The following is a 14,600-nucleotide window of genomic DNA, read 5'->3' on the forward strand; positions in this document are numbered from 1 at the left end:
GGCTTCACGGCCGTCGATGATGCGGTGATCGTAGGACATGGCGAGGTAGTTGATCGGGCGCACCACGACCTGGCCGTTTTCGACCACGGCACGGTCCTTGGTGGCGTGGATGCCCAGGATCGCGGACTGCGGCGGGTTGATGATCGGGGTGGACATCATCGAGCCGAACACGCCACCGTTGGAGATGGAGAAGGTGCCGCCGGTGAGTTCCTCGATGGAGATCTTGCCGTCCTTGGCCTTCTGGCCGAACTCGGCGATCTTCTTCTCGATGTCGGCGATGGACATTTGATCGGCGTCACGGAGGATGGGCACCACCAGGCCACGGGGCGAGCCGACAGCGATGCCGATGTCGATGTAGCCGTGGTAGACGATGTCGTTGCCGTCGACCGAGGCGTTCAGGATCGGGAACTTCTTCAGGGCAGCGACCGCGGCCTTGACGAAGAAGCCCATGAAGCCCAGACGCACGCCGTGGGCCTTCTCGAACTTCTCGGCGTACTGCTTGCGCAGGGCCATGACCGGCGCCATGTTGACTTCGTTGAAGGTGGTCAGGATGGCGTTTTCGTTCTTCGACTGAATCAGGCGCTCGGCGATACGGGCGCGCAGACGGGTCATCGGAACGCGCTGTTCGGCACGGTCGCCGGTGGCCACGGCAACCGCCGGGGCGGCAGCGGCCTTCGGCTGGGCAGCAACGGCGTCTTCCTTAGTCACACGACCGCCACGGCCGGAGCCAGCGACATCGGCGGCAGCGATGCCCTTCTCGTCGAGGATCTTGCGGGCGGACGGGCTGGCAGCGGAAACCGGAGCGGCGGCAGCAGCCGAGGCCGGAGCGGCGGCCGGAGCGGCAGCAGCCGCCGGAGCGCCGGCAGCAGCCTTGGCTTCGGTGTCGATGGTGGCGATGACTTCACCGGAGGTCACGGAGTCGCCGCCGTTCTTGACGAGCTTGACGAGCACGCCATCGGCCGGCGCCGGGGTTTCCAGCACAACCTTGTCGGTCTCGATGTCGATCAGGTTCTCGTCGCGGGAAACGGCGTCGCCTTCCTTCTTGTGCCAGCTGACCAGCGTGGCTTCGGAGACGGACTCGGACAGTTGCGGCACTTTGACTTCGATCAGCATGTTTTCTCCCTTGTGTTCAGTTCGGCATGGACGGCATCAGGACTTGATTTCGCCGAATGCGTTTTCGATGACAGCCTTTTGTTGCGCGTTGTGCTTGGCGTAGTAGCCGACAGCCGGCGAAGCCGCCGCGGGACGGGCCACAAGCAGGAACTTGTGATCCGCACCGAGGTTGCTGTCCAGGTGGTGGCGCGAAGCCAGCCAGTACCAGACACCCTGGTTGCGCGGCTCTTCCTGCACCCAGACGACTTCCTTGGCGTTCGGGTACTTGTTCACTTCGGCGGCGAAAGCCTCCGCCGGGAACGGGTAGAGCTGTTCCATGCGCACGATGGCGATGTCGTCGATGCCCTGGGCACGACGGTGGGCCAGCAGTTCGTAGTAGATCTTGCCCGAGCACAGCAGGACGCGCTTGACCTTCTTGGCGTCGAGTTCGTCGATTTCGCCGATGACGGTCTGGAAGGTGCCCTTGGAGAGTTCCTCCAGCGAGGAGACAGCATCCTTGTGACGCAGCAGCGACTTCGGCGTGATGATGACCAGCGGCTTGCGCAGCTTGCGCAGGGCCTGACGACGCAGCAGGTGGAAGATCTGGGACGGGCCGGACGGGATGCACACTTCCATGTTCATCTCGGCACACAGCTGCATGTAGCGCTCGATACGGGCGGAAGAGTGCTCGGGGCCCTGACCTTCGTAACCGTGCGGCAGCATCATCACGAGACCGCACTGACGGCCCCACTTGGCTTCGCCGGAGCTGATGAACTGATCCATCACCACCTGGGCGCCGTTGGCGAAGTCGCCGAACTGGGCCTCCCAGATCACGAGCTGGTTAGGCTCGGCCGACGCGTAGCCGTATTCGAAGGCCAGCACGGCCTCTTCGGACAGCACGGAGTCGTAGCAGTAGAACGGAGCCTGACCGTCGCGAATGTTCTGCAGCGGGTAGAAGGTGCCGTCGTGCCACTGGTCGCGGTTCTGATCGTGCAGCGCCGCGTGACGGTGGAAGAAGGTGCCACGGCCGACGTCTTCACCGGAGATGCGCACACCGAAGCCCTGCACCAGCAGGCTGGCGTAGGCGAGGTTTTCGCCCATGCCCCAGTCGAGGGCCAGCTTGCCGTCGCCCATCGCCTTGCGGTCGTCGATGATCTTCTGGACGCGGGGGTGCAGCACGAAGCCTTCCGGCGTGGTCGTCAGGGCCTTCGAGAGGCGCTTGAGCTCCGCCATCGGCACCTTGCTGTCGCACTTGTCGGTGTACTTCTTGTTGGCGTACGGGCCCCAATCCTGGGAGAACTGGCGCTTGAAGTCGGACAGCACCGGATTGGTGAGCAGCTCGCCCTTGTCGAGGGCTGCGCGGTAATCCTTGATGAACTGTTCCGGCTCGTCGGCCTGGCAGACGCCCTGGGCAACCAGCTTCTCCGCGTAGAGCTTGCGGGTGCCGGGATGCTTGGCGATCTTCTTGTACATCAGCGGCTGGGTCACCATCGGCTCGTCGGCTTCGTTGTGGCCGAGCTTGCGATAGCAGACGATGTCGATCACCACGTCCTTCTTGAACTCCTGGCGATACTCGACCGCCAGGCCCATCACGAAGGCCACGGCCTCCGGATCGTCGCCATTGACGTGGAAGATCGGCGCCTCGGCCATCTTAAAGATGTCCGTGCAGTACAGCGAGGAGCGGTAGTCGCGGGGGTCGGAGGTGGTGAAGCCGATCTGGTTGTTCACCACGATGTGGATCGTGCCGCCCGTGCCGTAACCGCGCGTCTGGGCGAAGTTGAGCATTTCCTGGTTGACGCCCTGGCCGGCGACGGCCGCGTCACCGTGGATCAGCACCGGCACCACTTCGGCCTTGCCGTTCTCGCCGCGACGGGTCTGGCGGGCATACACCGAGCCTTCGACCACCGGGTTGACGATTTCCAGGTGGGACGGGTTGAACGCCAGGGTGAGATGCACGGGGCCGCCGGCAGTCATCACGTCGCTGGAGAAACCCATGTGGTACTTCACGTCGCCCGCGGACAGGTCGGAAACGGCCTTACCCTCGAACTCGGAGAACAGCATGCTCGGCGACTTGCCAAGGGTGTTGACCAGCACGTTGAGGCGGCCGCGGTGGGCCATGCCGATCACGATTTCCTGGACGCCCTTGCTGCCGGCAACGCGGATCAGCTCATCCATCGCGACGATGGTGCTCTCGCCACCTTCCAGCGAGAAGCGCTTCTGGCCGACGTACTTGGTATGCAGGTAGCGCTCCATGGTCTCGGCAGCCGTGAGGCGCTCGAGAATCCGACGCTGCTTCTGGGCGTCGAAGGTCGGGCGGCCGCGGTTCGGCTCGAGACGAGCCTGAATCCAGCGCTTCTCGCCGATGTCCGTCATGTACATGTACTCGGCGCCGATCGAGCCGCAGTAGGTCTGACGAACGGCGTCGAGGATCTCGCGCAGGGTGGCGCGATCGCTCGGCAGGCCGTGGAAGGAGCCGGTGTTGAAGGTCTCGTTGAGATCGGCCTCGGTGAAGCCGTAGTGGGACAACTCGAGTTCGTGGATCTCGGGACGCTCGGTGCGCTTGAGCGGATCGAGCTGCGCCCAGCGGGTACCCAGGAAACGGTGGGCGTTGATCAGTTGCAGGACACTGACCTGCTTCTGATCGCCGCCGCTCGCCACCACGGTACGCACCGGGCCACGCTTGGCCATGTCGGCGAAGGCGTTGATGATCGGAAAATGCGCCACGTCACGGCCATTGCCCGGCGTGTTCTGCAGCGCATCGAAATAGGTCCGCCATTCGTCGGAGACGGAATCCGGATTGTCGAGATAGTTCTCGTAAAGTTCCTCAATGAACGGAGCGTTGCTGCCGAACAGTTGGGAGCTTTCAAAAAGCTGTTTCATCATGGGCGACCACCAGGCTTGTGTCTTGTCTTCTGAGTGTTTATGCGGTGGGGAGAAATCCCTGATTCTTTAGTTTTCTGGACAAACGAAGCGGGATGGCCCAAAGATCGACCATCCCGCATTCGTTTCCCCTGTTTCCCCCTCCCCCTCCGTATTACTTAGCCGCGCTGAGCCAGCGGCACGACGTCGCGGCGGGCGGCGCCGATGTACAGCTGACGCGGACGACCGATCTTGTACTCCGGATCGGTAATCATCTCTTCCCACTGGGTCATCCAGCCGACGGTGCGGGCCAGCGCGAAGATACAGGTGAACATCTCGGTCGGGATGCCCAGCGCCTTCTGAACGATGCCGGAGTAGAAGTCCACGTTCGGGTAGAGCTTCTTCTCGACGAAGTACTGGTCTTCCAGGGCAATCTTCTCGAGTTCCATCGCCAGCTTGAACAGACGGTCGTTCTCGAGGCCCAACTCGCCCAGCACGTCGTGGCACACCTTGCGCATCAGCTTGGCGCGCGGGTCGAAGTTCTTGTAGACGCGGTGACCGAAGCCCATCAGCTTGAAGCTGTCGTTCTTGTCCTTGGCGCGGGCGATGTACTCCCCGACGCGGGAGACGTCACCGATCTCTTCAAGCATGTTCAGGCAGGCTTCGTTTGCACCGCCGTGAGCCGGGCCCCACAGGCAGGCGATGCCGGCGGCGATACAGGCAAACGGGTTGGCACCGGACGAACCGGCCAGGCGGACGGTGGAGGTGGAGGCGTTCTGCTCGTGGTCGGCGTGCAGGGTGAAGATGACGTCGAGCGCGCGGACCAGAACCGGGTTCGGCACGTACTTCTCGCACGGGTTGCCGAACATCATCCGCATGAAGTTGGCGGTGTAGTCCAGCTCGTTGTCCGGGTACATGAACGGCATGCCGGTGTTGTACTTGTAGGCCATCGCGACGATTGTCGGCATCTTGGCCACAAGACGGTTGAAGCTGACGTTGCGGTGCTCGGCGTCGGAGAAATCCATCGCGTCGTGATAGAACGCGGAGAGCGCGCCGACGACGCCGGTCATGACGGCCATCGGGTGAGCGTCACGACGGAAACCGGAATAGAACTTGGAGAGCTGCTCGTGCACCATCGTGTGCTTCTTGATGGTGTTCTCGAAGTCGGTCTTCTGAGCGGCATTGGGCAGCTCACCGTTCTTCAACAGGTAGGTGACTTCGAGGAAGTTGCAGTTGTCGGCCAATTGCTCGATCGGGTAGCCGCGATACAGCAGTTCGCCCTTGTCACCGTCGATGTAGGTGACTTTGGACTGGCAGCTGGCCGTGGACAGGAAACCGGAGTCGTACGTGAAGTACCCGGTCTTTCCGCCGAGGGTGCGGATATCGATCACATCATTGCCATGCGTCCCCGACATGATCGGAAACTCTACGGCCTTGCCATCTACGGTCAGTGTAGCAGTACGTTGCGTGGTCATATTTTGGTCCCTTTTCCCTGTTGAAACTCCACAACTCCCTAGCGATGCCCTGCCCCGTCAACCTGCCCGGAGCAGATCCATCATTTCCTTCCAGCGTTCGTTGGTGACCGGCCTGCTGCCGTTGACCATGGCCCAGAGGTCATGGTCCTCGACCAGCAGGAGGTCATCAAGATCCGCCAGTTGATCGTCGGTGAGACGATCGAAGTGCCTTTCGAGGAAGCGCGTGAACACCAGATCGAGCTCCAGGAGAGCCCGACGGCACTGCCAGCGCACACGCCCCCGATTGAGCGTCATACGGCGCGACGGACCATCATGTCCTTGATCTTGCCGATCGCCTTGGTCGGGTTGAGACCCTTCGGACAGACGTCGACGCAGTTCATGATGGAGTGACACCGGAAGAGACGGTACGGATCTTCCAGGTTGTCGAGACGCTCACTGGTTGCCTGATCGCGGGTGTCGGCCAGGAAGCGGTAAGCCGCCAGCAGGCCAGCCGGACCGACGAACTTGTCCGGGTTCCACCAGAACGACGGGCAGCTCGTGGAGCAGCACGCGCAGAGGATGCACTCGTAGAGACCGTTGAGCTCTTCCCGATCTTCCGGACTCTGAAGGCGTTCGCGCTCCGGAGCCGGATCGTTGTTGATCAGGTAGGGCTTGATCGAGTGGTACTGCTTGAAGAACTGGGTCATGTCGACGATCACGTCGCGGATGACCGGCAGGCCGGGCAGCGGACGGATGGTGATCGGCTGAGCCAGTTCGTCAATGCTGGTCAGACAGGCCAGACCGTTCTTGCCGTTGATGTTCATGGCGTCGGAGCCACAAACGCCTTCACGGCAGGAGCGGCGGAAGGACAGGGTGTCGTCCTTGGCCTTGAGGCGGACCAGCGCATCAAGGAGCTTCTTGTCGGACTCTTCGAGTTCGACAGAGATGTCCTGCATGTAGGGCTTGTCGTCCTTGTCCGGATTGTAGCGGTAGATCTTGAACTGTACGGTTCGCTTGCTGCTCATCTTCTAATCTCCGGAACGCTCAGTAGGTACGCTTGGCCAGCGCGATCGGCTCGACGTCGGCAGACATCGGCTGCAGATTGACCGGCTTGTAGTCGAGGCGGTTGCCCTCGCTGTACCACAGCGTGTGCTTGAGCCAGTTCTTGTCGTCACGGCCGTTGGGGGTCTCGGCGCAATCGATCGCATCGTCGCGCACGTGGGCGCCACGGGATTCCTTGCGGGCCTCGGCGGAGATCATGGTCGCCTTGGCAACTTCGATCAGGTTGTCGAGTTCGAGGGCTTCGGTGCGGGCGGTGTTCCAGACCTTGGACTTGTCCTTGATCTGGGTGTGCTTGGCGCGCTCCGCCACTTCGAGGATCTTGGTGACGCCTTCCTTGAGCATGTCGGCGAAGCGGAACACGCCGGCGTGCTTCTGCATGGTGCGCTGCATGTCGAGGCGAACGTCGTTCACTTCCACACCGTTGGTCTGGCTCTCCAGGCGGGCGATCCGGGCAAGGGACACGTCGGCAGCGTCATCCGGCAGCGGCTTGAGGGTGAGTTGGCCGGACTGGAAGTCGGCCACAACGGTTTCACCGGCGGACTTGCCGAAGACCAGCAGGTCGAGCAGCGAGTTGGTGCCGAGACGATTGGCGCCATGCACCGAGGCGCAGGCACATTCGCCAGCGGCGTAGAAGCCGGCAACCGGGACGTTCGGGTTGCCATCCTTCGGCACCACGACCTGACCCTTGTAGTTGGTGGGGATGCCACCCATCTGATAGTGACAGGTCGGCACGACCGGGATCGGGGCCTTGATCGGATCGACGCCGGCAAACTGGATCGAGATCTCACGAATGCCGGGCAGGCGCTTCATGATGGTCTCGGGCGACAGGTGGGTGATATCGAGAAGGACGTGATCCTTCTCGGAACCGCAACCACGGCCCTCGTTGATCTCGGTGACCATCGAGCGGGACACCACGTCACGGGAAGCCAGATCCTTCAGGTTCGGCGCGTAACGCTCCATGAACCGCTCGCCGGACGAATTGCGCAGGATGCCGCCTTCGCCACGCACGCCTTCGGTGATCAGCACGCCAGCGCCGGCCACACCGGTGGGGTGGAACTGCCAGAACTCCATGTCTTCCAGCGGAATGCCGGCACGAGCCGCCATGCCGACGCCGTCGCCGGTGTTGATGAAGGCGTTGGTGGAGCTGTAGTAGATACGACCGGCGCCGCCGGTGGCGAAAATGGTCGCCTTGGCGTGGAAGATCGAAACCTCACCGGTTTCCATTTCCATGGCGGTCACGCCCAGCACATCGCCATCGGCGTTGCGGATCAGGTCCATCGCCATCCACTCGACGAAGAACTGGGTGTTGGCACGCACATTGCGCTGGTACAGGGCGTGTAGCATCGCGTGGCCGGTACGGTCGGCTGCCGCGCAGGAGCGGGACACCGGGGTCTGGCCGTAGTTCTGCGAGTGACCGCCGAACGGACGCTGGTAGATCTTGCCGTTGTCGGTACGGTCGAAGGGCATGCCGTAGTGTTCGAGTTCGACCACAACCTCATTGGCCTTCTTCACCATGAACTCGATCGCATCCTGGTCACCCAGCCAGTCCGACCCCTTTACGGTGTCGTACATGTGCCAGTGCCAGTTGTCCTCGGTCGAGTTGCCCAGCGAGGCCGCGACGCCACCTTGCGCAGCAACGGTGTGGGAACGGGTCGGGAAAACCTTGGTCAGGACGGCCGTCTTGAGGCCGGCTTCGGAAAGCTGGAGTGCCGCCCGCAGGCCGGCGCCACCGGCACCGACGATAACCGCGTCAAAAGTATGCTTAGCGACTTTCACTTACAGCCTCCAGAGAATCTGAGCAGCCCAGCCGGCGTAACCGATGAGCGCCAGGGCAACGATCGAATGCAGAGTAAGACGGAGACCCGTCGGCTTGATGTAGTCCATGAAGATGTCGCGCACACCGATCCAGGCGTGGAAGAAGAGCGACATGAAGAACAGGAAGGTCGCGAACTTCATGAACCCGCCGCTGAAGACGCCGCGCCAGCTTTCGTAAGAGGCATCGGGCATGGTCAGGACGCAGATTGCGAGAATGACGGTATAGAGTGCCATCACGACAGCAGTGATGCGCTGGACAAGCCAGTCGCGGAAACCGTAGTGAGCACCAACGATGACGGGCTTTACCATAGTTTGGTCACCAGAAGAGCAGTGAGAACGAGACTGACGATCAGCACCATGCGGGCGCTCTTGACCGAGGATTCCTTATCGACACCGACATGCACGTCCAGCAGCAGGAAACGGATGCCGGCGCAGAAGTGGTGCAGATAGGCCCACACGAGGCCGCTCAGAATCAGCTTGACGAAAGGATTCCCGACAACTTTGGCGAAGTCAGCATAGGATTCCGGGGAACCCACGCTGGCGCCGAACAGCGCAAGCAGCACCGGCAGCATGAGGAACAGACCTGCGCCGCTCACCCGATGCAGAATCGAGACCTTCCCGGCAAGCGGGAGTCTGATCTCGTTCAGCGCCAGATGCTTCGGGCGCTGTTTCTTCAAAATCACCTCTGTCATAAGATTTCCCTCTAACAATAGCAACTTGAAAGTTGCTCATTTCCCACACAAACAAAATTATAAGTATATACCCTTACCATCAACTGACAGGCCGGGCGATCCCATCAATTCAAAACTGTCAACTCAACTCATTAAGATAATAATGTTCGGCCGTCGAATAAAGCCCCCGCCGCCATTCGACCGGCCGGTCGCCGTAGGTATAAGTCACCCGTTCCACCGACAACAAGGGCGTCCCCTCCGCCACACCGAGGGTCTCGCTGGTCATCCGGTCGGCGGCCACCGCACGGATACGCTCTTCGGCCCGAATCATCCGAACCCCGAACCGACTTTCAAAAAGACTGTAAAGAGAGCCATGCGCGCCTTGCAGAACCTCCATGGTCAAACCCTGGAAGATCTCGCCGGGCAGATAGATTTCATCGACGACCACCGGCTTGCCGGAAAAACGCAGAAGACGGCGAAGAATGGTGACCGGCGCGCCAAGCTCGATGCCCAGCATGCGCGCCGCTTCGTTCCCGGCCTTGGCCTTCCAGCAATCCAGCGGTACGCTCTGCGGGTGAGCGAGATCGCCATCCATCGGAACCAGACGAAGAAACCGAAACAGCGCGCGCGGATCGTTGTGAGAGGCGACGTAGGTGCCCTTGCCCTGCTTGCGCACAAGCAAGTTCTCCGCTGCCATTTCGTCGATGGCCTTGCGGACGGTTCCCTGGCTCACACTAAAGCGAATGGCGAGTTCCTGCTCGCTGGGAATCGCCTGACCGGGGCGCCACTCGCCGGACTCCAAAGCGTTAAGCATCAGACTTTTGATCTGACGGTAGAGAGGGCTGAAGGTGGGCGAGTCGTGTCGCATGCGTGTATTTGAACACACTTTCTGCGGGCAGTCTATAATCAGTCTTATATCTTATATAAGATATAAGACAAGGGAATTGACAGTACCGCTGAATGCACCTACGATTCAAATGTTGACCGGCTCCACGCCCGCGCCAACCCGGTTTCTGCACCGCGGCAACCTGCTGGCGGCGCGAATCAGCAGTACACTCGTTTCGACAACACTTTCTATGTAGAGGGAGTTTCAATAATGGCAAAAGCCCCCGTTCGTGTCGCAGTCACCGGCGCCGCCGGCCAGATCGGTTACAGCCTCCTGTTCCGCATCGCCAGTGGCGAAATGCTGGGCAAGGATCAGCCCGTCATCCTCCAGCTGCTCGACCTGCCGCAAGCCCAGAAGGCCGTCAAGGGCGTCATGATGGAACTGGAAGACTGCGCCTTCCCGCTGCTGGCCGGCATGATTGCCACCGACGACCCCAATGTCGCCTTCAAGGACGCTCAGGTCTGCCTGCTCGTCGGCGCCCGCCCCCGCGGCCCCGGCATGGAGCGCAAGGATCTGCTGACCGAAAACGCCAAGATCTTCACCGTTCAGGGCGCCGCCATCGGCCAGTACGCCGACCCGAACGTCAAGGTGCTGGTGGTGGGCAACCCCTGCAACACCAACGCCTACATCGCCAAGGAAATCGCCGTCAAGTACGGCCGCGTCAATGCCAAGAACTTCACCGGCATGCTGCGCCTGGACCACAACCGCGCCCTGTCCCAGCTGGCCACCAAGTCCGGCCGTGACGTCTCCAGCCTGAAGAACCTGGTCGTCTGGGGCAACCACTCCCCCACGATGTACGCCGACTACCGCGCCGTCACCTCCAACGGCGACAGCGTCAAGGGCCTGATCAACGACGACGCCTGGAACCGCGACGTGTTCCTGCCCACCGTCGGCAAGCGTGGCGCTGCGATCATCGAAGCCCGTGGCCTGTCCTCCGCCGCTTCCGCCGCCAACGCCGCCATCGACCACATCCGTGACTGGGTGCTCGGCTCCAACGGCGAGTGGGTCACCATGGGCATCCCGTCCGACGGTTCCTACGGCATCCCCGAAGGCATCATCTACGGCTTCCCGGTCACCACCGAGAACGGCGAGTACAAGATCGTCCAGGGCCTGGAGATCGACGAGTTCTCCCGCGAGCGCATGACCCACACGCTCAACGAGCTGCTCGAAGAGCGTGACGGCGTGAAGGATCTGCTGGCCTGATCGCCACATTTCTCAGCCGGTCAGAACGCGGGGGCAGCAATGCTCCCGCGTTTTTCGTTCACGCCGTTTTTTGCTACCCTCCTCCGCCTGCCCGATCACTCCGAGTACCCGCCATGTCTGCCTTGCCGCATCCCGATCACGTGCTTTTCCAGGGCGAAAAGCCCTTCCCCATCCTCCCGGCCGTCGACCACTACGCCGGCAGCGAAAAGCTGATGCGCAAGGCGCTCGGCCTTCAGCACGAACTCGGCCCGGTCTTCGACATCACCTGCGACTGCGAGGACGGCGCCCACGCCGGCGCGGAGGCCGAACACGCCGCCATGGCAGCCGACGTCGTCATGTCGTCGGACAACCGCTTCGGTCGCGTCGGCGCCCGGATCCACGACATCACTCACCCCCACTGGGAGCAGGACGTGGACCTTCTCGTCGGCAAGGCCGGCGAACGGCTGGCTTTCCTGACCCTCCCCAAGCCCCGCTGCGTCGCCGACGCCGCCCGCCAGATCGAGGCGATCCGCAGTGCCGAAGAACGCCACGGCACTGGTCGGGAGATTCCGGTCCACGTACTCATCGAAACTCACGGCGCGCTGCGCGACGCCTGGGACATTGCCGCCCTCGACCGGGTGGAATCCCTCGATTTCGGCCTGATGGATTTCGTCAGCGGTCACCATGGCGCGATCCCCGGCGCCGCAATGCGCAGCCCAGGTCAGTTTGAACATCCGCTGATCATCCGCGCCAAGTGCGACATTGCAGCTGCCGCCCTGGCCAACGGCGTCGTGCCGTCGCACAACGTGACCACCGAACTCAAGGATCTGGCCTACATCCGCCGCGACGCCGAGCGCGCCCGGAAGGAGTTCGGCTATCTGCGCATGTGGAGCATCCACCCGAACCAGATCGTCCCGATCGTCGAGGCCATGCGCCCCGATTTCACCGAGGTGGAAGAGGCGACGAGCATCCTGCTGGCGGCTCAGGATCGTAACTGGGGGCCGATCCAGCACGCCGGCAAGCTTCACGACCGCGCCTCCTACCGCTACTACTGGGAACTGCTGAAGCGCGCCAGAAGCACCGGAATGGAGATCCCGGCCGAAGCGAAGCAGCGCTTTTTCTGAAACACAGGCAGGCGCCCGCCACCGCGCCGCCAATAAAAACGCCCGCCACCTCACGGTGACGGGCGTCGCTCAAAAAGCCAAGCGCGCCGGCGATGAGTCAGGCCGGCAGGGCGATCTTGTTGTCGGTGCTGAACTGATAGTCCTTGAAGACGTGCTCGGCAGACAGGATTCGATAGCTGCCGTCTTCCGCCTTGCGGGTCGTATCCTTGAGGCGATAAGTGTAGTGCCCGCAAGTCCAGCAATCGAAGTTGCGCATGTGGGTGCACAGGCAGGTCTTGTCCATCACCGAAACCCGTTTTGCACCGGGATGCGCCGCCACCTCGCGGTTATAGGCCTGGATGTAGGCGCAACTGCCGTTGGCGTCAAGGAGGTAACCGTACGCCTCGCAATTCGGGCGGATTCCCGAACCGATTGCCGGGCTGTTGGTGAGCATCCGCATCGGATAGCCGGTGGGCGACACCTGATTGACGACGATGTTGTCTTCGCTCGCCTTGAAGTATTCCTGCTGAACCTTCTCGGGCAGCCCGCATTCGGAGGTGACGGTGAAACGCGTCGCCACCTGCACCGCCGCGGCACCGTTCTCGAGAAACGAGACCGCATCGCTGCCGGTAAAGATGCCCCCCGCCGGAATCAGCGGAATATCCAGCTTCTCGGCGATCAGCCACGCGCGAATCTCCGCCACGATGGCGGCGAGATCGTATTGGGCCCAGTCCATCCCGAAACCAAGGTGACCGCCCGCCAGCGGCCCCTCGACCACCACGTAATCGGGGAGACGATTGGTCCGCGCGCTCTTGCGAAGGAATAGCTGCAGCGCCCGCAGGGATGAGACGATGATCCCGAGCTTGGCGTCACGGAAGCGCGGATGATCCTCGATCAGCGCAAACGAGCCGAGGTGCAGGCCGGCAGCCAGCGTGATGCCATCGATCCCGGCATCGAGCGCCGTGGCAAGGCGCACCCGCAGGGTCTCCTTGGGGGCGTTCATCGTGAGCTTTTCCATGCAGTTCACGAAGATCATGCCGGGGCCGCGCTTGGCCTCCATCGTCTTGCCCACGTGCAGACGGGTGGCCTCGGCGAGCTGGCCAAGATCGAACTGCACCACCGACTTGTCGGGGTTGTTGACGTTGTATTTGTAGAGCTTGAGCTTTTCCTTGACGTACTTGGTGTTGAAGCGGCGATCGGTAACCGTCTTGATCATCGCGTCCGAGATGTGACCCACTCCGCCCAGACGCGCCACTTCCAGTGCCAGGTCAGCGGTGGAGATATCCACCCCCATCCCGCCAACCACGATGGGCACAAGCTCCTGCTTGCCAAAGCGCAGACGGAAATCATCAACTCGTTTCATGAAACTCCTTCCAGACAGACTCGGCGCGTCAAGAGAACCGCCAAGCAAAATATGTAGCCGAATACAACATTATCCCACCGAGCAGGCTTTATTGAGGCCGTTTAAATCAAGGAAAATTCAATCAATGCCCGAAAACCGACTGCCGCCCCCTCCAGACCGACGGGCGGCGCGACAGAAGGGGGCAAAATTTGTTACCTTCAGATGTGCGGCAACGGTCACGTACTCCGCTAAAATCTCGGCTTCGCCGCCAACCACTATCAGATGTCGGATTCTTCTCACCCCGCTAAGGAATGCGCTGTCCTGTTTGCCGATCTCGTGGGCAGCACACAGCTATATCAGCGCGTGGGTGACACATCCGCCTTCGAGGTGGTTGATCGGAGCATTCGCGCCATGCGGATCGCCGTGGAGACGAAGCGAGGCCGCGTCGTCAAGCACACCGGCGACGGCCTGATGGCCGTCTTTGCCGATTCCGACAGCGCCGCCGACGCCACCCTCGCGATCCACCAGACCCTCAAGGAACTCCCCAGCACCGCCGACCAGCAGCGTCTTGCGGTGCGCATCGGTTTCCATTTCGGCGCGGTGGTTGCCAGCGGCACCGATGTCTTCGGCGACACCGTCAACTTTGCGGCCCGCCTTGCCGAACTCGCCTCGCCGGGCAAGGCCATCACCTCCGGTGAGACTGCGCGTCGCCTGGGCCCGGAATGGCGCTCGGTGCTGCACGCGCTCCCGCCCCGGGTGATCCGCGGCGTGACCCGCCCGGTCGAACTGTTCGAGCTGATGTGCGAAGCCGTGGGCGAACTCACCATCGTCCAGAGCGACCACTTCCTGCTCGACACCGAGCCCGAGCTGCGCCTCTACCTCGACGCCACGTCGCTGGTACTCAAGTCACCCCGACCGAGCGCCCGCATCGGGCGCGACCCGGCGGCCGATCTCGTAGTGGGCGACACTCAGTCGTCGCGCCGCCACGCCGAAATCGAATTGCGCGGCGACAAGTTCGTGCTGATCGACCGCAGCAGCAATGGCACCTTCGTTCAGATCGAGGGCGAGCGGGAGTTCCTGCTGTCGCGCGAGGAGGTGGTGTTGCGCGGCCGCGGTCAGTTTGCCCTGGGCCGG

Annotated in this window: 12 protein-coding genes and 1 pseudogene; 3 read left to right on the forward strand and 10 right to left on the reverse strand. The window is 62.1% G+C overall.

The window, feature by feature from the left end; all coding sequences use genetic code 11:
* The 9 genes from odhB to ACE3N6_RS12935 form a co-directional block, all read right to left on the reverse strand.
* The coding region (gene odhB, locus ACE3N6_RS12895; RefSeq protein WP_374246182.1) for a 2-oxoglutarate dehydrogenase complex dihydrolipoyllysine-residue succinyltransferase at positions 1-1,113 on the reverse strand (1,113 nt) is incomplete at its 3' end.
* A 36-nt stretch (positions 1,114-1,149) separates the two neighbouring features.
* On the reverse strand, positions 1,150-3,975 hold the full coding sequence (locus ACE3N6_RS12900) for a 2-oxoglutarate dehydrogenase E1 component (RefSeq protein WP_374246183.1): 2,826 nt from the start codon (positions 3,973-3,975) through the stop codon (positions 1,150-1,152).
* 155 nt (positions 3,976-4,130) lie between these two features.
* Positions 4,131-5,426: a citrate synthase gene (gene gltA / locus ACE3N6_RS12905; RefSeq protein ID WP_374246184.1), complete on the reverse strand. Its 1,296-nt coding sequence runs from the start codon at positions 5,424-5,426 to the stop codon at positions 4,131-4,133.
* 57 nt (positions 5,427-5,483) lie between these two features.
* Positions 5,484-5,720, reverse strand: a complete 237-nt coding sequence (locus ACE3N6_RS12910; RefSeq protein ID WP_374246185.1) for a succinate dehydrogenase assembly factor 2 — start codon at positions 5,718-5,720, stop codon at positions 5,484-5,486.
* Positions 5,717-6,430, reverse strand: coding sequence for a succinate dehydrogenase iron-sulfur subunit (locus ACE3N6_RS12915; RefSeq protein ID WP_374246186.1), 714 nt, complete (start codon positions 6,428-6,430; stop codon positions 5,717-5,719). Before ACE3N6_RS12915 ends, ACE3N6_RS12910 begins: the two co-directional genes overlap by 4 nt.
* 19 nt (positions 6,431-6,449) lie before the next feature.
* Positions 6,450-8,243, reverse strand: coding sequence for a succinate dehydrogenase flavoprotein subunit (gene sdhA / locus ACE3N6_RS12920; RefSeq protein ID WP_374246187.1), 1,794 nt, complete (start codon positions 8,241-8,243; stop codon positions 6,450-6,452).
* Positions 8,244-8,591 carry a succinate dehydrogenase, hydrophobic membrane anchor protein gene (gene sdhD, locus ACE3N6_RS12925; protein ID WP_374246188.1) on the reverse strand — a complete coding sequence of 116 codons (348 nt, stop codon included), beginning with the start codon at positions 8,589-8,591 and terminating at the stop codon, positions 8,244-8,246.
* Positions 8,585-8,974 (reverse strand): succinate dehydrogenase, cytochrome b556 subunit, encoded by a 390-nt coding sequence (gene sdhC / locus ACE3N6_RS12930; protein ID WP_374246189.1) that lies wholly within the window; start codon positions 8,972-8,974, stop codon positions 8,585-8,587. The genes sdhD and sdhC overlap by 7 nt, the downstream gene beginning before the upstream one ends.
* 118 nt (positions 8,975-9,092) lie before the next feature.
* Complete coding sequence (locus ACE3N6_RS12935) at positions 9,093-9,821, reverse strand: GntR family transcriptional regulator (protein WP_374246190.1); 729 nt, start codon at positions 9,819-9,821, stop codon at positions 9,093-9,095.
* A gap of 228 nt (positions 9,822-10,049) precedes the next feature.
* Between ACE3N6_RS12935 and ACE3N6_RS12940 the strand changes: the two genes are divergently transcribed.
* Positions 10,050-11,042: a malate dehydrogenase gene (locus tag ACE3N6_RS12940; protein ID WP_374246191.1), complete on the forward strand. Its 993-nt coding sequence runs from the start codon at positions 10,050-10,052 to the stop codon at positions 11,040-11,042.
* A 113-nt stretch (positions 11,043-11,155) separates the two neighbouring features.
* Positions 11,156-12,145, forward strand: coding sequence for a CoA ester lyase (locus tag ACE3N6_RS12945; protein ID WP_374246192.1), 990 nt, complete (start codon positions 11,156-11,158; stop codon positions 12,143-12,145).
* A 97-nt stretch (positions 12,146-12,242) separates the two neighbouring features.
* Here ACE3N6_RS12945 and ACE3N6_RS12950 read toward each other — a convergent pair whose 3' ends face one another.
* Positions 12,243-13,487 carry a nitronate monooxygenase gene (locus ACE3N6_RS12950; RefSeq protein WP_374246193.1) on the reverse strand — a complete coding sequence of 415 codons (1,245 nt, stop codon included), beginning with the start codon at positions 13,485-13,487 and terminating at the stop codon, positions 12,243-12,245.
* 261 nt (positions 13,488-13,748) lie between these two features.
* On the opposite strand from ACE3N6_RS12950, the pseudogene ACE3N6_RS12955 reads away from it, so the two are divergent.
* Positions 13,749-14,510, forward strand: a pseudogene (locus tag ACE3N6_RS12955) (adenylate/guanylate cyclase domain-containing protein); the annotation flags it as partial.
* Between the last annotated feature and the right edge of the window lie 90 nt (positions 14,511-14,600).

This window comes from Zoogloea sp. (assembly GCF_041904905.1).
Classification (GTDB): Bacteria; Pseudomonadota; Gammaproteobacteria; order Burkholderiales; family Rhodocyclaceae; genus Zoogloea.

Excerpts from the sequence above, each read along its gene's own strand:
- ACE3N6_RS12900 (WP_374246183.1), bottom strand. The coding sequence starts at position 3,975 with ATGATGAAACAGCTTTTTGAAAGCTCCCAACTGTTCGGCAGCAACGCT.
- gltA (WP_374246184.1), bottom strand. The coding sequence starts at position 5,426 with ATGACCACGCAACGTACTGCTACACTGACCGTAGATGGCAAGGCCGTA.
- ACE3N6_RS12910 (WP_374246185.1), bottom strand. The coding sequence starts at position 5,720 with ATGACGCTCAATCGGGGGCGTGTGCGCTGGCAGTGCCGTCGGGCTCTC.
- ACE3N6_RS12915 (WP_374246186.1), bottom strand. The coding sequence starts at position 6,430 with ATGAGCAGCAAGCGAACCGTACAGTTCAAGATCTACCGCTACAATCCG.
- sdhD (WP_374246188.1), bottom strand. The coding sequence starts at position 8,591 with ATGGTAAAGCCCGTCATCGTTGGTGCTCACTACGGTTTCCGCGACTGG.
- sdhC (WP_374246189.1), bottom strand. The coding sequence starts at position 8,974 with ATGACAGAGGTGATTTTGAAGAAACAGCGCCCGAAGCATCTGGCGCTG.
- ACE3N6_RS12935 (WP_374246190.1), bottom strand. The coding sequence starts at position 9,821 with ATGCGACACGACTCGCCCACCTTCAGCCCTCTCTACCGTCAGATCAAA.
- ACE3N6_RS12940 (WP_374246191.1), top strand. The coding sequence starts at position 10,050 with ATGGCAAAAGCCCCCGTTCGTGTCGCAGTCACCGGCGCCGCCGGCCAG.
- ACE3N6_RS12945 (WP_374246192.1), top strand. The coding sequence starts at position 11,156 with ATGTCTGCCTTGCCGCATCCCGATCACGTGCTTTTCCAGGGCGAAAAG.
- ACE3N6_RS12950 (WP_374246193.1), bottom strand. The coding sequence starts at position 13,487 with ATGAAACGAGTTGATGATTTCCGTCTGCGCTTTGGCAAGCAGGAGCTT.